The 19,480-nt window shown below is 55.4% G+C and carries 18 protein-coding genes; 10 read left to right on the top strand and 8 right to left on the bottom strand.

Going from position 1 to position 19,480, the window contains the following annotated elements; all coding sequences use genetic code 11:
* Nucleotides 1-498: 498 nt before the first annotated feature.
* The gene (locus ACR0IU_RS02505) at nt 499-1,440 is read left to right on the top strand and encodes a response regulator (RefSeq protein ID WP_480715132.1); all 942 of its coding nucleotides are present in this window, start codon (nt 499-501) and stop codon (nt 1,438-1,440) included.
* Nucleotides 1,441-2,201: 761 nt separating this feature from the next.
* Here the strand turns inward: ACR0IU_RS02505 and ACR0IU_RS02500 are convergent.
* From ACR0IU_RS02500 to ACR0IU_RS02475, 6 genes are all read right to left on the bottom strand, one after another.
* Nucleotides 2,202-3,197, bottom strand: a complete 996-nt coding sequence (locus ACR0IU_RS02500) for an ABC transporter ATP-binding protein (protein ID WP_170539088.1) — start codon at nt 3,195-3,197, stop codon at nt 2,202-2,204.
* Nucleotides 3,194-4,228, bottom strand: coding sequence for a Gfo/Idh/MocA family protein (locus tag ACR0IU_RS02495; protein WP_480715131.1), 1,035 nt, complete (start codon nt 4,226-4,228; stop codon nt 3,194-3,196). Before ACR0IU_RS02495 ends, ACR0IU_RS02500 begins: the two co-directional genes overlap by 4 nt.
* On the bottom strand, nt 4,225-5,064 hold the full coding sequence (locus ACR0IU_RS02490; protein WP_170393445.1) for a carbohydrate ABC transporter permease: 840 nt from the start codon (nt 5,062-5,064) through the stop codon (nt 4,225-4,227). The genes ACR0IU_RS02495 and ACR0IU_RS02490 overlap by 4 nt, the downstream gene beginning before the upstream one ends.
* Nucleotides 5,065-5,074: 10 nt before the next feature.
* The gene (locus ACR0IU_RS02485) at nt 5,075-5,989 is read right to left on the bottom strand and encodes a carbohydrate ABC transporter permease (protein WP_480715130.1); all 915 of its coding nucleotides are present in this window, start codon (nt 5,987-5,989) and stop codon (nt 5,075-5,077) included.
* Nucleotides 5,990-6,056: 67 nt separating this feature from the next.
* The gene (locus ACR0IU_RS02480) at nt 6,057-7,307 is read right to left on the bottom strand and encodes an ABC transporter substrate-binding protein (protein ID WP_480715129.1); all 1,251 of its coding nucleotides are present in this window, start codon (nt 7,305-7,307) and stop codon (nt 6,057-6,059) included.
* A complete protein-coding gene (locus ACR0IU_RS02475; RefSeq protein ID WP_480715128.1) occupies nt 7,304-8,227 on the bottom strand; it encodes an N-acetylmuramic acid 6-phosphate etherase in 924 nt (307 codons plus the stop codon). Before ACR0IU_RS02475 ends, ACR0IU_RS02480 begins: the two co-directional genes overlap by 4 nt.
* Nucleotides 8,228-8,385: 158 nt before the next feature.
* On the opposite strand from ACR0IU_RS02475, the gene ACR0IU_RS02470 reads away from it, so the two are divergent.
* The 5 genes from ACR0IU_RS02470 to ACR0IU_RS02450 all read left to right on the top strand — a co-directional run bounded on the left by ACR0IU_RS02470 (nt 8,386) and on the right by ACR0IU_RS02450 (nt 14,339).
* Nucleotides 8,386-9,273 carry a glucosamine kinase nucleotide-binding domain-containing protein gene (locus ACR0IU_RS02470; protein WP_480715127.1) on the top strand — a complete coding sequence of 296 codons (888 nt, stop codon included), beginning with the start codon at nt 8,386-8,388 and terminating at the stop codon, nt 9,271-9,273.
* Nucleotides 9,260-10,015 (top strand): GntR family transcriptional regulator, encoded by a 756-nt coding sequence (locus tag ACR0IU_RS02465; RefSeq protein ID WP_480715126.1) that lies wholly within the window; start codon nt 9,260-9,262, stop codon nt 10,013-10,015. Before ACR0IU_RS02470 ends, ACR0IU_RS02465 begins: the two co-directional genes overlap by 14 nt.
* A gap of 12 nt (nt 10,016-10,027) precedes the next feature.
* Nucleotides 10,028-11,056, top strand: a complete 1,029-nt coding sequence (locus tag ACR0IU_RS02460) for an SIS domain-containing protein (RefSeq protein ID WP_480715125.1) — start codon at nt 10,028-10,030, stop codon at nt 11,054-11,056.
* Complete coding sequence (nagA, locus tag ACR0IU_RS02455) at nt 11,053-12,189, top strand: N-acetylglucosamine-6-phosphate deacetylase (protein ID WP_480715124.1); 1,137 nt, start codon at nt 11,053-11,055, stop codon at nt 12,187-12,189. The genes ACR0IU_RS02460 and nagA overlap by 4 nt, the downstream gene beginning before the upstream one ends.
* Nucleotides 12,190-12,344: 155 nt before the next feature.
* Nucleotides 12,345-14,339: a tetratricopeptide repeat protein gene (locus tag ACR0IU_RS02450; protein WP_480715123.1), complete on the top strand. Its 1,995-nt coding sequence runs from the start codon at nt 12,345-12,347 to the stop codon at nt 14,337-14,339.
* A gap of 8 nt (nt 14,340-14,347) precedes the next feature.
* On the opposite strand, the gene ACR0IU_RS02445 is transcribed toward ACR0IU_RS02450, so the two are convergent.
* Entirely contained in the window at nt 14,348-14,650 is a 303-nt protein-coding gene (locus ACR0IU_RS02445) for a DUF6476 family protein (RefSeq protein WP_480454669.1), read from the bottom strand.
* On the opposite strand from ACR0IU_RS02445, the gene ACR0IU_RS02440 reads away from it, so the two are divergent.
* Both ACR0IU_RS02440 and rpoH read left to right on the top strand, forming a co-directional pair.
* The gene (locus tag ACR0IU_RS02440) at nt 14,649-15,683 is read left to right on the top strand and encodes an RluA family pseudouridine synthase (RefSeq protein ID WP_480715122.1); all 1,035 of its coding nucleotides are present in this window, start codon (nt 14,649-14,651) and stop codon (nt 15,681-15,683) included. The two genes, ACR0IU_RS02445 and ACR0IU_RS02440, sit on opposite strands and share 2 nt — an antisense overlap.
* Before the next feature lie 147 nt (nt 15,684-15,830).
* Complete coding sequence (gene rpoH / locus ACR0IU_RS02435; RefSeq protein WP_480715121.1) at nt 15,831-16,727, top strand: RNA polymerase sigma factor RpoH; 897 nt, start codon at nt 15,831-15,833, stop codon at nt 16,725-16,727.
* A 42-nt stretch (nt 16,728-16,769) separates the two neighbouring features.
* Here rpoH and ACR0IU_RS02430 read toward each other — a convergent pair whose 3' ends face one another.
* Nucleotides 16,770-17,837 (bottom strand): fasciclin domain-containing protein, encoded by a 1,068-nt coding sequence (locus tag ACR0IU_RS02430; protein WP_480715120.1) that lies wholly within the window; start codon nt 17,835-17,837, stop codon nt 16,770-16,772.
* Nucleotides 17,838-18,175: 338 nt separating this feature from the next.
* Here ACR0IU_RS02430 and ACR0IU_RS02425 point away from each other — a divergent pair, with 338 nt between their 5' ends.
* Nucleotides 18,176-19,150, top strand: a complete 975-nt coding sequence (locus ACR0IU_RS02425; protein WP_480715119.1) for a Gfo/Idh/MocA family protein — start codon at nt 18,176-18,178, stop codon at nt 19,148-19,150.
* 56 nt (nt 19,151-19,206) lie between these two features.
* Nucleotides 19,207-19,476, top strand: coding sequence for a DksA/TraR family C4-type zinc finger protein (locus ACR0IU_RS02420; protein WP_480715118.1), 270 nt, complete (start codon nt 19,207-19,209; stop codon nt 19,474-19,476).
* Nucleotides 19,477-19,480: the final 4 nt, after the last annotated feature.

Genomic DNA, 19,480 nt, shown 5'->3' with positions numbered 1-19,480 from the left:
ATGAATGGGTGTGTCCAAATCTCCTCTCTCCCAATGGTTGAGTTCGCTGACAGATCAATTACGCAAGATTTTTTTTAACTTTTCTTTTCACCCGTAGGCTTCATTCATTTCCGCGTGTGCAGCAACATTTTGAAAAAATAGTTTTTTTGCTCTTTCTATTAGAACTTACCTATTAGGACTTACGCCGGAGCAAGTGCGTGTTGCTGTCTGATGAAAATTCAAGGCAGTCCTGACTGCTGATAGAAGCAGCCATCAAGATGACATCCAAATTTGGAGGGAGTTACTTTTCTAATTGCGTCCTCGGGCTGAGAAATTTGTACAGATTGAAAAAAATGTGCAGACATAAGGAAGTCTGCCTAATGTCACCGTTTTGCCACCTTCGTAAAAGAAAATAAGAGAGGATGAGTAATCCCTGAGTGTTTTATGCGCCAGCCAGCCGTTGCCTTAAAGTCTGCAATGCCCAACGGTTGGAGTGGTGTAAGAGGTTGGTGAAAAGTTATGCGTATACTTGCTGTAGACGACGATCCTAGCATCCTGGAGTTGCTAGATAAAGTTCTTGAATCGTTCGGGTACAAAGATGTCGTTACCGCCAGAAGTGGTCGGGAGGCTCTTGAAATACTGTCGAGACCAAATGAAGCGTTCGACTGCTTATTGCTTGATGTGCAGATGCCGCAAATGAACGGCATAACTCTTTGCGAAGAAGTGCGAAAATTACCAGAATACACGTACACGCCCATTATCATGGTGACCGCCATGGTGCAAAAAGAGTACATCGACGAAGCATTCGGAGTTGGGGCAACGGACTACGTTACAAAGCCTTTTGAGTTCTCGGATCTGAAGCAGAGGTTGTCTGACGCCTATAGAATGGCAGCGGAACGCAGAGCCGCAATCGAAGTGCTGGAAGCTGAAGCGGATTCTGAGTTGTGTTTTGGCAATAGTCCGGACGTTCGCTTAAGTGATCCGCAATGTTTCGGAGATTTGCCCGGTTGCATTGGGTTAGCTGAATTTGAGAACTACGTAATTCAGCTTTCAACGATGCACTCCATGGCTGCAAAGCTTGTGGCGGTGAAATGCATAGGCGCCGAACAAATCTATGAGACGAGCACGGTCAGTGAATTCCGTAGTGCCATGACTTTAGCTGGTACCGCGCTTCTGACAGCCAATCAGCAAGGGTGCAAAGTAGCGACCTATTGGGGAAATGGCGTATTCTTGATGATCTATGACAATCAAATTGATTTGAGTGTGGACCAGTTGGGTGCTCCGCTTCCGGAGGCATTGAAAGAAATTTCCGGTGACACCACTTCAGGTAGGCCAATTGGCTTCCAAGTTAGCGAAGAAGTTATGCTTAAAGCCAAAACCAAGATGGAGGCGTTGTTCTTGATAGACAAGGCCGTCGAAATGGCAGAAATGTCGGAGGGTCGAGCGGCGAATATCGGTTGAAAAACTGCATATATGGATGATGATTAAGATCAGGCTGTTGGTGTAAAAAATACATTAGAACGCCCTGAGTTTTTCATTTTGCTGGTTGAAATAGATCCGCGCGCTCGTTTATCAGACGTTCAACCTTTGTGCTTTTGGTCTACTTTGTCCGATCTCAGTGCCTACCCGGCAGCAACAACTCGGAGAAAGATCCCGTAAGCTTCTTCTCGAGATCTGATCTGATGCGAGATCTGGCGTATTCGCCTCTCTCTAATTTCCTGAAGATTTCTTTCGCGACCACGGTCAAAGCGTGATCGGTCTAAGCAGCTTCCCGGCGTATCCGTTCTTGTTCTTTGATCGGGTCTTTGCCTTGACGGGTTATGGGTCGCCGTTTCTCTGCTTCTTGGCGTGAATCTTCAGAGTTATGGCTGACAGAGCGCCCAATCCCATCTCTCTGCGACGCCTGTAGACATGGACCCGAAGCAACTACTTGCCAGCATCACCGTCCTTTTTGGCAGCCAGAGGTTCTCGCCATCCAGGTACTAGCCGGTTTGAGTGTTCTTCACTTGCAAAGATAACAGCTTGTTGACTGCTATAATTGGTCCACCCCAAGGTCCAACTTTTACTGTGAGACACAGTGATCCATCTAGAGACTACTGGAAGCCTCATTATGTTGTTTTAAAATTATTCTTCTGGTTTTTCGAGGAGTCCGGAAACAGGCGTGTTTAAGTTTTCAATACATCTCGACCGCACCAAAATCCTAAAATCGTTACCCGATATTGTCAGGTGAGACGGGCGCCCTGTGGGTTGAAGCGATAGGTTCGATCCTGAGCATAGCCGAAATGTACGGATTCACCTGCATTAACCTGATGTTGGCCGAATAAGCGCGCGGTGATCTGATGGTCTTGCATCATCGCGATCACGTTGGTGTCTCCGCCCAGATGCTCGACATGAGTCACGTTCGCGGTCAGGGGGCCCTCGTCGGTCAGGTATAGGTCTTCGGGGCGTATACCCAGTGTCGTGTCCGCGCTGTCGCCGATCACGCTGGCAGGGAAAAAATTCATCGAAGGCGCACCGAGGAAACCTGCGACGAACTGGTTGGCGGGATTGTTGTACAACTCCATTGGGCTGCCGACTTGCTCAACGCGCCCGTCGCGTAGGACGACGATCTTATCCGCTAGGGTCATCGCCTCTGTCTGGTCGTGGGTGACGTAGATCATCGAGGCATCAAGCTGCTGATGCAGGTTTGCGATTTCCAGCCGCGTGTTCATGCGCAAGGCTGCGTCCAAATTGGAAAGCGGCTCGTCGAATAAAAACAGTTTGGGTTCACGCACAATGGCGCGGCCGATAGCGACGCGTTGGCGTTGTCCGCCGGACAGTTCCGAGGGGTAACGGTCGATATAGGGCTCAAGGTTCAGCATCTTGCTGGCCTTGGTGACCCGTTCTTCGATGACCTGCTTGCTCTGACCTTCCTGTTTCAGCGCCAGCGACATGTTCTTGCGCACATTCAGGTGGGGATAGAGCGCATAGCTTTGGAACACCATCGCGATGCCGCGTTTGGAGGGCGGGGTTAGGTTCATAAGTTCTCCGCCGATGCGAACCTCGCCCGAGGTCACATCTTCGAGCCCCGCAATCACGCGCAGAAGAGTGGATTTGCCACAGCCCGAAGGTCCAACGAAGACGACGAATTCTCCGTCTTCGACTTCGATGTTGATATCCTTAAGGACTTCGACGGAGCCGAAGGACTTGTTCACGTTCGTTAGCGTCAGGGCGGTCATATGTTTGCCTCTTTCAGCGAAATTGGTTGGCCGGTGCGGATACTTGTATCGGCAGCCAGACAGATGGCCAGCGATTGCACGGCGTCGTTCATGTGGCGGGTCAGGTCGATGTCTTCAGCAATCGCGCGCAGCATATAGGCTTGTTCGGCATCGCAGAGCTCCTGATGGCCGGGTTCATCCGGCATGTCGATTGTCTGATCGCCGTCAGGGCGGTGTACCAGAATACCGCCGACCTTGGTGTGCCCGTCGATATCGGCGGATGCGCCCTTGTTTCCGTCGGTTATCGAGACTGATCCGTTGGGCGAGACGATGTCTTTCACGAAGAACGCGGTTTCGGACATCATCGGGCCCCAGCCAGCCTCGTACCAGCCTACCGAGCCGTCCTCGAAGATCACCTGAAATTGGCCGTAATTGTACATGTCTTCGGCGATCTCATCGCTTAGGCGCAGACCCATGCCATGGACTCGCACGGGGTCGGAGTCTGTGATCTGACACATCACGTCGACATAATGCACACCGCAATCGACGATGGGCGAGGTGGTCTGCATCAGGGCCTTATGCGTCTCCCACTCGGCCCCGCTGCTTTGTTGGTTGAGGTTCAGGCGGAACACGTACGGCCCACCCAGGTCGCGCGCCTCGGAAATCAGGCGCATCCATGAGGGGTGATGGCGCAGGATGTAGCCGATGACCAGTTTGCGTTTGGTTTCAATGGCTTTCGCTACAACGCGTTTGGCATCAGCCACAGTCGTCGCGAGTGGTTTTTCAACGAAGACATGCGCTCCGGCCTCCATCGCTGTGCAGGCGTAATCAGCATGGCTGTCAGAATAGGTGGCGACGACTACCAGATCCGGGTTGGTCTCAGTCAGAGCTGTCTGAAAATCTGAATAAGCCGGATAGCCTGACAGATCGGGATGGTCCACGTGACCGGAACGGTTCACCAATCCCACGATCTGCGCGTCCGGGTGATGGTGGTGGGCTAGCGCGTGGCTCAGCCCCATATTGCCGAGGCCAGCGATCAGAACTTTGGTCATTTGACAGCTCCTGAAGTGATGCCGCGGATCAGTTGGCGTGAGAAGATGACGTAGAGCACCAGCACCGGCAGGATCGCCATGCTGAGCGCCGACAGAACCGCGTTCCAGTCGGTGACGAACTGACCGATGAAGACCTGACTGCCCAGCGTCAGAGTTTTGGTTTCCTCGGCCGGTGCGAGGATCAGCGGGAACCAGAGGTCGTTCCAGATGGGGATCATGTTGAACACGGCGACGGTCGCCATGGCAGGGCGGACGAGCGGAAGGACCAGTCGGAAGAAGATGGTATATTCCGATAGGCCGTCGACGCGGCCCGCGTTTTTTAGATCGTCCGAAACCTGTCGCATGAATTCGGACAGGATGAACACGGCCAGCGGCAGGCCTTGTGCAGTATAGACAAGGATCAGCGCCCAAAGAGTGTTCACCAACCCGGTTGCCACCATCATCTCAAGTATCGCCACGGTGCCGATGCGGATTGGGATCATGATCCCAAGGGCCAGATAGAGGCCCATCAGGGTGTTGCCCTTGAACTTGTACTCGCTCAGCGCAAAAGCAGCCATTGCGCCGAACAACAGAACAAAAGCCAGCGATACCACGGTCACGATCAGCGAGTTCTGGAAGTAGAGGAAGAAATCCCCTTGTTTCATCACCGTCTGATAACCGATCAGCGAGAAGCTTTCGGCATCGGGCAGGGCGAGTGGCTCGCGGAAAATCGAGCGGCGCGTTTTGAAGCTGTTGATGATGATCACGAAGACCGGGAAGAGGGCGATCAATGTGTAGAGGATCAGCGCCCCATGCATGGCGGCCGTGTTCAGCGGGTTATGGCGTGCTTTGTTCATCCGGCGATCCTCACAGCTGATACCGGCGCATCCGGGTCTGGATGCCGAAGAGGTAGATACAGACACCCACGAGGATGATGGCAAACATGGCGCCAGCGATGGCGGAGCCCATATGCGGGTCGCCCAGTTGCAGCTGGAAGCCAAAGAAGGTGCGGTACATGAAGGTGCCCAGAATATCGGTTGAGAAATCCGGTCCTGCCAGCGCGCCTTGCGAGACGTAGATCAGGTCGAATGCGTTGAAATTGCCTACAAAAGTCAGGATTGAGATGATTCCGATTGAAGGAATGATCAACGGCAGTTTGATCTTCCAGAATGCCGAGGCTCCGGTGATGCCGTCTATTTCTCCGGCCTCAAGGATCTCTTCGGGGATCGACAGCAGGGCGGCATAGATCAACATCATCGGGATGCCGACGAATTGCCAGACCGAGACAAGTGCCAGTGTCGTCAGCGCGTATTCTTCCTTGCCCAGCCATGGTGCAAACAGAGACTTAAGACCAACGGCGTCCAGCATCGAAGGTGCAATGCCCCAAAGCGGGGACAAGATTAATTTCCACGCGAATCCGACAATGACAAAGCTCAGAATGGTCGGAATGAAAATCGCGGACCGGTAGAGCGCCGCAAACCGCAGGCGGGGATGCGAAAGTAGTGCCGCCAGAGCGATACCGATTGGGTTCTGCAACAGCATGTGGATCAGGAAGAACCAGAAGTTGTTGCCCAAAGCGTTCCAGAACTGCTCGGACCAGATTGGATCGAAGAACAGGGTGCGGAAATTCTGCAGGCCCACGTAGATACGTGTCTGATCAACCTCGGTGAACAGTGCGAGGCGCAGAGTGTTGAACAAGGGGAAGATCATCACCGCCGTATAAACCAGCACCGCAGGGGCGAGGAAAACGGCAATGTGCCAGCGTATGCGGCGGGTCTGCATGGGAATCTCCGGGGAAAAAGGTCCGGACGCGACGCGGTGGCCGCGTCCGGTGTGAGTGGCCTAGGTGTTACTGATGCGGTGCGTACCAGCTGGCCAGACCGTCTTGCAGTTGCTGACCCAGCGCTTCGGGTGTCTCGGCACCCTTGATGGCTGCAACGGATGCACCCCAAGTCTCGTTTTCGAGGTTCGGCGTGCCGCGTGACAGGATTTGGTAGGTCGAACGGATCGTGCTTTCGCACTCTTCGCGCCAGCCTACGATTTCTTTGGCCAGTGGATCTTCCAGCTCGACCGGAGTGCTGGATAACGGGAAGAAACCGGGTAGGGCGTTACCGAATATGCTGGCAAACTCGTGGCTTGCGACCCAAGCCAGGAAGGTGCGCGCAGCTTCTTGGTTTTCGCTCGCGGCGTTCATACCGATGCCGATATCAGTGTGGTCCGAAATATAGCAGGTATCGCCCGCGTTCTGGACCGGCGGCTTAAAGGCGCCCATTTCAAAATCGGCCTGCGTGTTGAAGCCCGAGATTTCCCAGCTGCCTGCTGGATAGACCGCTGCACGACCCAGCGTGAACAGGTTCTGGCTGTCGGGATAGGTTTGCGCCTCATATCCATCGCCCAGATAATCCGCCCATTTGGCCAGCGTCGCATAAGGGGCAACCCACTGTGGATCGGTCAGCTTTTGCTCGCCCTTGATTAGCGCCTGACGGCCTTCTTCACCTTTCCAGTAGTTTGGGCCGATGTTGTTATAGCCCATTGTGGCGGCTTCCCACTGATCATTGGTACCCATCGCCATCGGGATATAGGTGCCGTCTTCTTTGATCTTGTCGAGGGCGGCAAAGAATTCAGCCTCGGTGGTAGGAACTTCGATGCCCAGCTCGTTGAACGCATCCTTGTTGTAGATGAAGCCGTGAATCACCGACGCCATCGGGACGCAGAAGCTGGCCGATCCATCATCGGTTTGCCAGGCAGATTTGGCGACGTCGGAGAAATTGCCCATAGCGTCCAGATCGGACAAATCCGTCAGGTGGCCGTCTTCATAAAGCGCGAGCGACGCATCAAACGGACGGCAGGTGATCAGATCACCAGCCGATCCGGCCTCAAGCTTTGAATTCAGAACGGCGTTGTATTCCGCAGGGGCAGAGGGCGAGAAAATCACTTTGATGTCGGGGTGCTCGGCTTCAAAAGCCGGAATGATTTTTTCCTGCCACAGAGCCAGATCGTCATTGCGCCAGCTTTCGATTGTCAGGGTGGCCTCCTGCGCATAGGCGCTTGTGACCAACGCCGTACTCATCAGAGCAAGGCTCAGAACGTTGCGTGTCATTTGGTTTCTCCCAGGTTGATGGTTTCTTGGTTTTGCTTAATCCGCTCCAGGGCGGGGCGGAGGTGATCATTTGCGTCGTGCAACATGGCCTGTGCCTCGCCCAGTGTTGGGGCCCCTGCTGCAAGCAAGGCGGCACATTTCAGATTGCCGCTGGCCGTCATCAATGCTGTTTCGGCTTGTTCGGGTTCAACGCCGGCCAGTTGACAAACAATCCCTTTGGCGCGGGCGCGGAGCTTATCATTGTCAGCGCGCAGATTGATCATCATGCCGTCCTGAATATGCCCCAACTCCATTGCCATCAGGGTCGACAGCATGTTCAGCGCGATTTTTTGTGCCGTGCCTGCCCCCATGCGGGTCGAACCCGATACCAGCTCGGGCGGTGTGGAAAGCAAAATGGGGTGATCAGACAGTCGCAACAGTTCGGTATCGCCGTTATTCGCGATCCCGACGATAGGGGCTCCCTTGTCGCGCGCAATCTGGGCTGCGGTAACGGTATACGGCGTCGTACCGCTGGCAGAAACAGTGATCAAAGTGTCTTTGGGGGACAGATCCACAAGATCACGAGCAAGAGTGCTGGTCGCATCTTCCGTATCTCCGGGCATCTCGACACCCGTTGGCATACCACCTGCCATATGAATGCGTATTTGGCTTGGAGGTATTGAATAAGTTCCGCCGAGTTCCAGCGCATCCGAAGCGGCCATCAGGCCAGATGACCCCGCCGCGAGATAATGCAAGACCCCGCCCGTGCGGATCGTTTGCGCCATTGCTTTTGCTCCGGTGCAAATGGGGGTGAGCGAGGTGAGCGGGGTTGTCGCGGCCTCAGACTGAGATTGGGCCAGCAACTCGGCAACTTCGGTCAAAGGGCGCGCGTCTAGCCCGATCGCATCCTTGTGCAGTTGTTCCGTTACTGGCGTGGCCACGTGATTCTCCCCTCAGTTCTGGTTATCATACCTTTTAGATACCATTAGTCTACCATTTTCTTTTTGTGTCGATATGTTTCAGAATTTTAGCCGTAATTCTGTAATTTGGTCGCAATTGGGTCTTCAAAAGCTTCAATAGGTATTATAAAGGTATTTTCATGAGTCGTCTTGCTGATACCATAGTGCTCGCTGTAGATGGCGGTGGTACGCGTTGTCGTATCGCTGTTTCTGATGGTTCCTTTGCTCGCCAAGTTGAGGTGGGGGCTGCGAACGTCTCGACCGATTTCGAAGCAGCTTGTGCCGAGCTGAATCGCGGTATTGCGGATCTGGCCAAGCAAGCCGGATTAAATGGCGCACAGATTGCAGGGACGTCGGCCTATTTGGGGTTGGCTGGGATCACTGGCAAAACGCTGGCAGAGCGACTCGCAGCGAGGCTGCCGTTCGAACGAGCCCGAATTGAAGATGACAGGCCCTCCGCATTGCGGGGTGCGCTTGGGTCGAAAGATGGTTTCGTGGCGCATTGTGGTACGGGGTCGTTTCTCGCGTCACAGAGAGATGGTCAGAGTCGCTTGGCCGGTGGCTGGGGACCGGTATTAGGGGATCAAGCTTCGGCGCAATGGGTTGGCCGACAGGCTTTGGCGCGCACTCTCGATTGTGTCGATGGCATCGTGCCGACCTCCGAGATGGCGAATGGTCTTTTGGCACGCTTTGATGGTGGCGCCGGGATTGTAAGGGCTGCATCCTTGATGACGCCCACCGAGTTCGGTGCGCTGGCCCCTGTAGTCACGCTTAGCGCTGAGCAGGGGGATGCGCTTGCGCGCGCTATCATGGAGGCCGGTGCACGATATCTGGCGGAACAGATCGAGGCGATGGGCTGGAAGCCCGGTCTATCGATTTGTCTGACCGGGGGGATCGGTCCGCAATACGCGCCTTACCTCTCGGAGATCATGCAGCAGGACCTGACTGAACCACTGGGCGATCCATTGGCCGGTGCAATCGCGCTGGCCCGTGCGTTTCATGAGGAGATCGAACATGAGCGTTGCTGACTTCCTGAAACCCGAAGGATGGCTGGGTCAGACCGCTGGTCCGCGTTATGTGCAATTGCGCCATCGGTTGGAGCAGGGGATAGAAGAGGGCATTCTAGCCCCGAACAGTTCGCTTCCACCCGAACGCGAGATCGCTGAGCTCACGGATCTGTCGCGCGTTACGGTGCGAAAGGCGATTCAGGAATTGGTGCGCAAAGGTGCGATTGAACAGAGGCAGGGTTCAGGCTCATTCGTGCGTCAGCCCGTTGCACGGGTTGAGCAATCATTGTCTCACTTGACCTCATTTACCGAGGATATGGAGCGACGTGGTTTTGAAACAACCTCGACCTGGTTGGAGCGCGGGGTGTTTCTGCCCTCTCCGGACGAGATGTTGGCACTAGGGCTATCGACCAATGATCAGGTCGCCCGAATTCATCGTTTGCGCGCTGCCGGAGGACGGCCAATGGCGTTAGAGCGCGCAGCTTTGCCGCTGGATATCCTGCCCAACCCGACCGAAGTCACTGGGTCCTTGTATGCCTTCCTGGAAATATCCGGGAACCGTCCGGTGCGCGCGATCCAAAAGATCTCGGCCATCAACCTTGAAGCCACCGAGGCACGCTTGCTTGATGTTGCAGAGGGCACAGCGGGGCTGCGCATTCAGCGTACCTCATACCTCGAAAGCGGGCGCGTCGCCGAACTCACCCGATCCATCTATCACGGCGATGCCTACGATTTTGTGGCAGAGCTGCGTTTATCAACCTGAAAGGCGGGACATATGTCCACCGAAACAACTCAAATGCGGAGGGAAATCAACGAGATACCCTTCGCCGTTGATCGACTTTTAACCGAAGGTGCCAGGGCGATCTCCGCGACTGCTGGCGCGATCCGCGAGCATGATCCTAATTTCCTGATCTCAGTCGCACGCGGATCGTCGGATCATGCCTGCAGCTATCTGAAATACGCGTCTGAACTGCTGCTGGGCCTGCCCATGGCGTCGGTCGGGCCGAGCGTCAAATCGATTTACGGGGTAGACATGCGCTGCCCCGGCGCCCTGTGTATCTCGGTGTCACAATCGGGCCAAAGCCCGGATATCGTTCAATTGACAAAATCCCTGACTGAAGGCGGATCATACTCGGTTGCAATTACCAATGATACAGGATCGGCCCTGGCCAAGGTTGCGTCTTCGGCTCTGTCGATCCACGCAGGCGCTGAACTGAGCGTGGCTGCCACCAAAACTTTCGTCACCTCTCTGGTTGCCGGGCTTTGGTTGTTGGCCGAGGTCAAGGGCGATGATGAATTGCTGTCGTCGATCCACAAACTGCCGGATGTTTTGTCGCGCGCGATCACATGCGATTGGGGCGCTGTCGTAGACGCCGTTGATGGCCAATCACTGTTCACGCTTGGGCGTGGCATGTCCTGGGCAATTTCGAATGAGGCGGCTCTGAAATTCAAGGAAACCTGCCAGATCCACGCGGAAAGCTATTCCTCGGCCGAGGTATTGCATGGTCCGGTTTCGATTGTCGATCAGGGGTTTCCAGTAATAGCCTTCGCCTCAGGTGATGCGGCCGAGGCCAATATTGCCGAGGTTGCGGATGCGCTTGCGGGCAAAGGGGCAAAGGTCTTTGCGACAACCAACAAGGTGGCTGATGCTGTGTCGCTGCCGCATGTGCGCACATCGCACTGGATGACGGATCCGGTTGCCTCGATTGCGTCTTTCTACGGTTTGGTCGAGGCAGTAGCCACACGGCGCGGTATCAACCCTGATACACCACGCCACCTGCGGAAAGTGACGGAAACGGTATGACGGCTGCGACGATCACCTTCGCCGGAGGGCCGATTTTCGACGGCGAAATGCTGGTAGAAGGGCATGCGGCCCGCTTCGTCGACGGGAGGTTGGATTGCTTCTTGCCCGAATCTCAGCTGTCTGCGGGTGAAGTGATCGAGAATCTGTCGGGTGACATTCTCAGCCCTGGTTACGTAGATTTGCAGGTCAATGGCGGCGGAGGTGTCATGTTCAATGATGATCCGTCAGTCGAAACACTGCGGCGTATCGCAGGGGCACATCGCCAACTTGGGGCGACATCGATCTTGCCGACGTTGATTACGGATACACCTGAAAAGACCAGAGCCGCGATAGCGGCCGCAACGCAGGCCATCAAACAGGGGGTGCACGGGATTGCAGGACTGCACCTTGAGGGCCCGCACCTGTCCGTGCGTCGCAAAGGCGCGCATGACGCTGCACTGATCAGGCCCATGGAAGGTGCCGATCTTCAGCAACTGTTAGATGCGGCAAAGGTGCTGCCTGCGCTTATGGTCACGATTGCACCCGAGAGTGTCACGACGGCTCAGGTCGAAACGCTTACCAAAGCGGGAGTCATCGTCTCAATGGGGCACAGTGATGCTGCGTTTGAAACCTGTGTGACGTACGTTAAGGCAGGCGCGCATTGTGCGACGCATCTGTTCAACGCCATGAGCCAATTGGGCAACCGCGAGCCCGGCCTCGTTGGCGCCGTCCTTTCCCAAGGCGCAATGTCAGCAGGTCTGATCGCAGACGCGATTCATGTTCACCCAGAGACAATGCGCGCGGCCTTCGCCGCCAAGCAAGGGCCGGGCCGCCTGTTTCTGGTCAGTGATGCGATGGCCGTCGCTGGGACAGACTTGACAGAGTTCAAGTTGGAAGGACGCATCATCCAACGAAAAAACGGTAGGCTAACCTTGCAGGACGGAACACTGGCTGGGGCTGATCTTGATCTGACCACTGCCTTGCGTGTGTTGACGACAAAAGTTGGCATATCACTGCCCGATGCCTTGGCAGCGGCAACGCGCATTCCCGGAGATATCATCTCGCAAAGAGCCATCTCTGATCTGAGCACGATCACGCAGGCCATTCGAATTTCCCCGGATTTGTCACAGGCCCGACCGGTTGTTGCAGGTTGAACGCCATTTTTGGCGAAACTCATGACACCACAGATTTAGCATCTCGCCGCAGCCGCTGCGGTTGTGTAAGACGATAGGCAAACGCGGTTTGGGAATGTCCTAATGTTTCAAGATATTGGCAAATTCGACATGAGGGCGGTTGCCCAGATTTTGCCATGACCCAGAAGCGAGGCGTTTTCATTGGGCAGCGCAAGGATCGTATGGGCGCGCGCCTGTTAATGATCCTGACCTGCATCCGTCTGGCTGAAGATTTTGAGACCGACTACCGCGTGAACTGGTTCCCACAGGGCGCGGACGCACCGGAACTGGATCAGCCCGAGGAGCTGTTCACTACTGATTGGATGGATGCGCATTTTCTTAATCAGCCAGAGTTCGACGCACTGAATGAGACCGCTCAGCCGATTTGGGCTTTCCAGAACGACCCATCGCCAGAGCGGTTGATGGACCATTTAGCCTCGGGCCGTTCGGTACTGGTCGAAGAAGGGTTCGAGGTGCTGGCGTTCCCTTGGGAGGATATCGAAGCCATCCGCCCCCGTTATCGTGATTTCATCCGCGGTGTTGGGTTCGTCGATAAGGTTCGTCAGATCATGGATCGGGCGGATGAAAAACTTTCAGGGCAGGGGGTTTCTGCCTATCACATCCGTCGTGGCGATATCTTGAATGGATTGCCGTGGAAACACTCAACCTGGCCCGCCAAGATCGAGCCCGAAGAGTTTTATGAGGTCCATCTGGAAAAATCCAGGGGCCAGACGGCGATCATGTTCTCAGATCAGCCCGAGTTGATCGTACGGTTTAAGCAGCGGTTTCCGCAGCTTATGCAAATGTCGGACATTGCCGATCTGTCGGGTCTAACTCGAGCGCAACGAGACTTTCTGGAACTCTACGCAATGTCGCGGGCGGATCAGGTGATTGCACCATATATTTCGGCCTTTTCGATGGCAGCGGCGCGGATATCGGGACAGCAGCGCAAGGTGTTTCGCGATGTATTGACTGAGGAGGAATTGCAAGGGGCGAATGAGCGCGTCATCGAGCGGGTCGCGCAAGGACCAGCAGAGTTTCTGAATCCTTCGGAGGCTGCGCATATCTATGCAAAAGCGGCGCAATATCTATCGGCTCAGGATCGCTGTGAAGAGGCGTATGAAAGTGCGAAACCCATCCTGGACACCGGGGCTGACAATGCCTTTATGCCGTTGCTGCAATCACTGAATTGTTTTTACCTGTCCAAGTGGCAGGAAAGCGAGACGCTTGCCCGTGAGGGGTTGGAGAATCCGCATCTCTGGCCCGAAGATTATGCCGTCATGTGCGCTTTGCGTGGCGCCATTCTGGGTGTGCAGGGCAAACGCTGGGCGGCGACACGGCATTTTGCAAAAGCGTTCTGGGCCAAGCCATTACGGCCGGATGTTGTAGTGCTGGGTTCCAGAATGTTGTACCGGTCACATCTGGCACATCGACTGCTGCCGCCGGTTGACTGGTCGTTACAGCGCACGGTGCGTCAGCGCCGTTTTCCACCGTTCAACAATCTTTATCTAGTTCAGCACAAGGTGGTATCATGGCGGCCGTGCAACTTTGATTTCGTTCTGCTGGATTGGGCGGATCTGGCGCTGGATCAACGCGCAAGACGCCTGTTTGATCAGCTTAAGAGGCTGGAAGCATTGAGCTCAGCCTTGGACGATTTGCCTGACGTACCCGCAGACGACCCGCGATTGCAGAGCGCGCAGGTTGTACTGCAAAAGCATCTGGGCAATGTCTCCGGCGCCCAGGCCATCGACAGAACACGTCGGATAGTAGCTGAAGTGCCGGAAAATACACTGTATCAGAAACGACTAGCCGAGCTTTATGAAGCGGAGGGCGATACCGACGCCGCCCAAAAAACAATGGCCGAGGCGCTGGCCTGCGACCCCGAAAGCCCATTTCTTCTGTACGCAATGGGCCTTTTGCTGGAGCGGACGGGCCAGATCGGGCAGGGCGAGAAGCTGATCTTGCAAGCCGCTGATCAGGATGAAGTCAGTGTCGCTATTCAGGGTATGGCGGGTCAGATCCACATGCGGCGTGGAAACAAGAAAAAGGCGCGGCCGTATCTTGAGAAAGCGCGCGATCTTTATCCGCCCTACAAGCGGTTTACCAATCAGTTGAACAGGCTTTCGGGGTAGACGCGGCCCTAATCCAGTGCAATCTCTTGCCGCAGTTTTCCGGTTGTCTTGTCAAAGATCAAAATACGATTGTCTTCGGTCACGACCGCATACCAGTTGCTGCCGATGGTCAATGCTTGGGCCTTTGCTCCGCCAGGTAACTCGATCTGATCGGGCAGCTTGGGTGTGCGGTCGGATAGGCGGATGACAATCAGGGCGAATGTAACTAGAACCCCGCCAATCATAACCGCGGTCAACAGCATGACCATGCGCCGCAGCAGTCTAAGCTGCGGTGTTTCCTGCGGTTCCTGAGGTTCGGAAGGGACAGTCATGGGCACCCGCCTGATAGAGTTTCAAATCGCGGCCGCTCCGCCGCCCCGCCTTGATAAGGCGCTTGCGCGGGATGTGCCAGCGGAAGAGAACCTGTCGCGTACCCGACTGACACGATTGATCACCGAGGGGGCAGTCACCGTCGATGGAGCGGTCATAAAAGACCCCAAGGCCAAAATTTCCGAAGATGCACAGATCGGGATTACAGTGGCTGAGGCCGAAGACAGCCATATCGGCCCAGAGGATATCCCTCTGGAAGTTGTCTATGAGGATGACGATCTGATCGTGATCAACAAGGCCGCTGGTATGGTGGTGCATCCGGCACCGGGCTCGCCGAACGGCACGCTGGTCAATGCGCTGCTTCATCATTGCGGCGAAGATCTATCAGGAGTCGGCGGTGTCAAACGCCCAGGAATCGTACATCGGATCGACAAGGAAACCAGTGGCCTGTTGGTCGTGGCCAAATCGGATGTGGCGCATCATGGGCTGGCGGCCCAGTTCGAAGCGCATAGCGTCGAGCGCTACTACCGCGCCATTTGTTATGGCGTGCCCGACGCCAACGATCCCCGATTGCGTGGGATAAAGGGCGTTAGTTTTGAGCCCGGCAACATTATGCGTCTGACGACTCAGCTGGCGCGACACAAAACGGATCGGCAAAAGCAGGCCGTGCTGTTTCACGGTGGACGGCATGCGGTGACACGAGCGCGGATTGTCGAAGTATTCGGGCCGTCCGGTGGCCTATCGTTAGTCGAATGCTGGCTCGAGACGGGCAGGACACATCAAATCCGTGTCCATATGGCACACGCTGGCCATGGCCTTGTCGGAGACCCGATTTATGGTGGCAAACGCAAATTGGCAGCGCGTGCGTTCGCGCCCGAGGCGATTGAAGCTGTGCGAGCATTCCCACGTCAAGCGCTGCACGCAGCGGTGCTTGGGTTCGAACACCCAGTTTCCAGCGAAATGCTGCGATTTGAGGCGCCGTTGCCGCAGGATATGTCAATGCTGTTGGAAAACCTGAGAAAGCCGCTGAAATAATCTGCAAAGGCTTGTGAAAATCGCAATTTCAGCTTTCCTTTACATAGGGTTAATTCCAGACTTGTATCAGATCCTCTTGAATGTACCGGGTCTGGTACCCATATCCCATGTTAAGGGCTTAAACATTTGTCCAAGGGGCAGAAATAAATGGCAAATTATTCAAATCTTCCAGCACCGACACCTGAAGGTGGACTGAACCGCTATATGCAGGAGATTCGTAAGTTTCCTCTGCTGGAGCCAGAGGAAGAGTACATGCTGGCCAAGCGGTGGGTCGAGGAACAGGATACCGAGGCCGCACATAAGATGGTCACGTCACACCTGCGTTTGGCGGCCAAGATTGCGATGGGATATCGCGGCTATGGTTTGCCGCAGGCCGAGGTGATTTCCGAGGCCAATGTGGGCCTGATGCAGGCGGTCAAGAAATTCGACCCTGAAAAGGGATTCCGTTTGGCGACCTATGCCATGTGGTGGATCCGCGCTTCGATTCAGGAATATGTCCTGCGGTCGTGGTCGATGGTGAAGCTGGGCACAACTTCGGCGCAGAAAAAGCTGTTCTTTAACCTGCGTAAGGCGAAGGCGCGTATTGGCGCGCTGGAAGAAGGCGATCTGCGTCCTGAAAACGTGGCCAAGATCGCTGAAGACCTCGGTGTGACAGAAGATGAAGTGATCAGCATGAACCGCCGGATGTCCGGTGGTGATGCCTCGCTGAACGCGACCGTCGGGTCCGAAGGCGAAGGCACGATGCAATGGCAGGATTGGCTAGAGGATGAAGATGCTGATCAGGCTAGCGACTATGAGGCGCGCGATGAACTGGAAGCCCGGCGCGAGCTGCTTGCCGCTGCGTTGGACGTCTTGAATGATCGTGAAAAAGATATTCTGACCCAGCGCCGTCTGATGGATCAGGCTGTCACGCTTGAGGAATTGAGCACGCAATACAGTGTAAGCCGTGAACGCATTCGTCAGATCGAAGTGCGCGCGTTTGAGAAGCTGCAAAAGAAGATGCGAGAGCTTGCGCGCGAGAAGGGGATGCTGGGATCAAACTGATCCCAGGCAGATATCAGCCCGCCAGATGAGCGGCCTGATTTTTTATGCGAAAATGAAGTCCGACTCGGACAGATGACTTGCCCAGACACCTGACAGATAGATGCTGTCTCCGTCATCCAGTTCGATCTTGGTACCAAAGAACTTGCCATCGATATCGTCCTCGATGTCCTCATAGCTGGTGATGCCATCGTATTCGGACAGGTCAATCTTGTCCTTGCCGACGCGGAAATCGACAATCCAGTCGTGACCGTCGCCTTCTTCGAAAACGAACATATCTTTACCATGACCGCCGAATAGCTTGTCGTTGCCCTCACCACCGTCGATGATGTCTTTCCCACGGCCACCGAAGATTTTGTCATGGCCTTCGTCGCCACGCAGAATGTCCTTTCCGCGCCCGCCGAAGATGATGTCATTCCCGGCACCGCCAAGCGCCACATCGTTGCCCGAGCCGGTGTTGATCACGTCATTGCCGCCATCACCGTGAACAAAATCTTTGCCGCGGCCGGTAAAGATGAACTCATCGCTGCTATCACCCAGGATAAAGTCTGTGTTCTTTTTACCCAGAATGCCCGATACCGAGACGGGCAAAAGCACCCCATCAAGCACATGGATTATACCGTTTGACGCATCCACGTCGAACGCGATCAGCCCTGGATCATCAATGCCCGGATCAGCATCGCCCAGACTGGGGGGATCGCTTTCAAGGTTCAGTTCGACTGACGGACCAAGCAGAGTTGGGATTTCTGCCCCGTCGCCCAGACCGACCACAGTGGTGCTGTCGAATTCTCCATCAACCACGTGATATTGCAGGATATTAGTCAACAACGGGATGGGGTCCCCACCACCAATCAACGTGAGTGCTTTGATGATGTGGCCCAATGCTCCGGCCTCGTCATCCCCCTGATAGCCAAGCGTCTGCGCCAGAGTGATGAAGGCAGCGTCGTTTGGGGCAAAGACGGTTAGATGCGCCTCTGGATTGTTCAGCGCATCCGCTAGCCCGGCTGCAATCACCGCTTCACGCAGGATGTCGAAATCCTGATTGTCGCTGTCAAATGTCCCGGGATCACCGCTTTTCAGCACTGTTCCTGTAATCGAATGTGTTGCTGGCATCTCAGTAAGCCTCCCACCCTGTCTGCCTTTGTTTCAGATGTTGCCGGGGCTCCATCCGAACGTGTTTCCGTGGATGATTGGACTACGGCGGCAGTATCAGACTGGATCAACAAATTTGATTTGCGAGGGCAGGTGTGGCGCAAGTCGCTGCTGGATTACCAATTTAGTACATTGGGTTATCGGTCTCTTTTAAACTTATCTAAAATTTATCCAAGACGCATGATCTCAAAATGGCCCGAGAAAGAACTGACTTATTGGCGGGTGATTGATAGACAGATCAGTAACTGATTTTCATTGAGCTCGCTGCGAGCGGGTTACGTCAATTTTAGGGGGCGCAGATGCATAAACCGGTCAATTGGGGTGTTCTGGGTGCGGCCAGATTCGCCCGGCAACAGATGGCACCGGCCATCCACGCAGCTGAGGGCGCGCGGCTGGCAGGGTTAGCGACCTCGGACCCGGCCAAGGCCGAGCCATTCGCCAGATATTGCCCTGATCTGAACGTCTACAACAGCTATGAGGACCTGCTGGCCGATCCTGAGATCGAAGCGGTCTACATCCCGCTGCCCAACCATCTGCACGTCGAATGGAGCCTGAAGGCGCTGGACGCGGGCAAGCATGTGCTGTGCGAGAAGCCGATGACCATGCGGGCTGATGAGTTTGACGCTCTGATCGCCAAGCGGGACCAGACCGGGTTGCTGGCTGCCGAAGCATACATGATCGTGCATCATCCGCAGTGGCATCTGACACGCAAACTGATCGCGGACGGAGCGATCGGACGGCTGGTCCATGTCACCGGGGCGTTCAGCTATGACAACCGGGCGGACACAGGCAACATTCGCAACCGTGCGGAAACCGGCGGGGGCGGTCTGCGTGACATCGGGGTGTATGTTATCGGCAGCGCTCGGTTTGCGACCGGGCAAGAGCCGGTCTCGGTCAGCGGCGCGATCCGATGGGAGAACGACGTGGATGTCTTCACCGAAATTCGCGCTCAGTTTCCGGACTTTACCTATTCCAGCTACGTCTCGACGCGCATGCACCCGCATCAGGAAATGGTGTTTCACGGAGAGGGCGGCATGATCCGTCTGACGGCTCCGTTCAATGCCCGCGTGTTCGGCGAAGCGCGGGTTGAACTGCACCGGCCGGGCCTTGAGGTTCTGGTGCCTCGGTTTCCGGCGGAAAACCACTATCAGTTGCAGGTCGAGGCGTTCTGCCGATCGGTTCGCGAGGGGTCTGAATATCCCTGTCCACTGGAATTCGTGAGGGGTACGCAAGAGGTTATCGATCAGGTCTTTGACAACGCCGTATCGCTCTAGCTTGCCACGCCCGTGGTGTCTCGCGTATCCTGTCCCGACCGGATCAGGAGGGTCAAATGGCGGGCGGTTGGGCGCGCGATGGCGCGGTGAGTGAACAGATCGAAGCGTCGATTTCGGATGAGCTGGCGCGGATGCAGGCGCAAAAGCGACCTGTGGGCGAAAGCCTGACCCATTGCGCCGAATGCGAGGAACCGATCCCCGAAAAACGCCGCCTTGCTTTGCCCGGCGTAAAGCTGTGCCTGGACTGCCAGCAAGATCGTGACAGCAGCTTCAAGACCCGCGGCGGGATCAATCGGCGGGGTTCGAAAGACAGTCAGCTGAAGTAACGCT

The sequence above is a fragment of the Ruegeria sp. CL5 genome (genome assembly GCF_056536485.1).
This window is presented reverse-complemented; position numbering and strand designations above follow the sequence as displayed.

What these genes read in the sequence shown, in the direction of transcription:
- ACR0IU_RS02430 (WP_480715120.1), bottom strand. Translation starts at nt 17,837, where the DNA reads ATGCCAGCAACACATTCGATTACAGGAACAGTGCTGAAAAGCGGTGAT.
- ACR0IU_RS02440 (WP_480715122.1), top strand. Translation starts at nt 14,649, where the DNA reads ATGGGCACCCGCCTGATAGAGTTTCAAATCGCGGCCGCTCCGCCGCCC.
- ACR0IU_RS02465 (WP_480715126.1), top strand. Translation starts at nt 9,260, where the DNA reads ATGAGCGTTGCTGACTTCCTGAAACCCGAAGGATGGCTGGGTCAGACC.
- ACR0IU_RS02495 (WP_480715131.1), bottom strand. Translation starts at nt 4,228, where the DNA reads ATGACCAAAGTTCTGATCGCTGGCCTCGGCAATATGGGGCTGAGCCAC.
- ACR0IU_RS02500 (WP_170539088.1), bottom strand. Translation starts at nt 3,197, where the DNA reads ATGACCGCCCTGACGCTAACGAACGTGAACAAGTCCTTCGGCTCCGTC.
- ACR0IU_RS02470 (WP_480715127.1), top strand. Translation starts at nt 8,386, where the DNA reads ATGAGTCGTCTTGCTGATACCATAGTGCTCGCTGTAGATGGCGGTGGT.
- ACR0IU_RS02505 (WP_480715132.1), top strand. Translation starts at nt 499, where the DNA reads ATGCGTATACTTGCTGTAGACGACGATCCTAGCATCCTGGAGTTGCTA.
- ACR0IU_RS02420 (WP_480715118.1), top strand. Translation starts at nt 19,207, where the DNA reads ATGGCGGGCGGTTGGGCGCGCGATGGCGCGGTGAGTGAACAGATCGAA.
- ACR0IU_RS02445 (WP_480454669.1), bottom strand. Translation starts at nt 14,650, where the DNA reads ATGACTGTCCCTTCCGAACCTCAGGAACCGCAGGAAACACCGCAGCTT.
- ACR0IU_RS02490 (WP_170393445.1), bottom strand. Translation starts at nt 5,064, where the DNA reads ATGAACAAAGCACGCCATAACCCGCTGAACACGGCCGCCATGCATGGG.
- rpoH (WP_480715121.1), top strand. Translation starts at nt 15,831, where the DNA reads ATGGCAAATTATTCAAATCTTCCAGCACCGACACCTGAAGGTGGACTG.
- ACR0IU_RS02450 (WP_480715123.1), top strand. Translation starts at nt 12,345, where the DNA reads ATGACCCAGAAGCGAGGCGTTTTCATTGGGCAGCGCAAGGATCGTATG.
- ACR0IU_RS02460 (WP_480715125.1), top strand. Translation starts at nt 10,028, where the DNA reads ATGTCCACCGAAACAACTCAAATGCGGAGGGAAATCAACGAGATACCC.
- ACR0IU_RS02425 (WP_480715119.1), top strand. Translation starts at nt 18,176, where the DNA reads ATGCATAAACCGGTCAATTGGGGTGTTCTGGGTGCGGCCAGATTCGCC.
- ACR0IU_RS02480 (WP_480715129.1), bottom strand. Translation starts at nt 7,307, where the DNA reads ATGACACGCAACGTTCTGAGCCTTGCTCTGATGAGTACGGCGTTGGTC.
- ACR0IU_RS02485 (WP_480715130.1), bottom strand. Translation starts at nt 5,989, where the DNA reads ATGCAGACCCGCCGCATACGCTGGCACATTGCCGTTTTCCTCGCCCCT.
- nagA (WP_480715124.1), top strand. Translation starts at nt 11,053, where the DNA reads ATGACGGCTGCGACGATCACCTTCGCCGGAGGGCCGATTTTCGACGGC.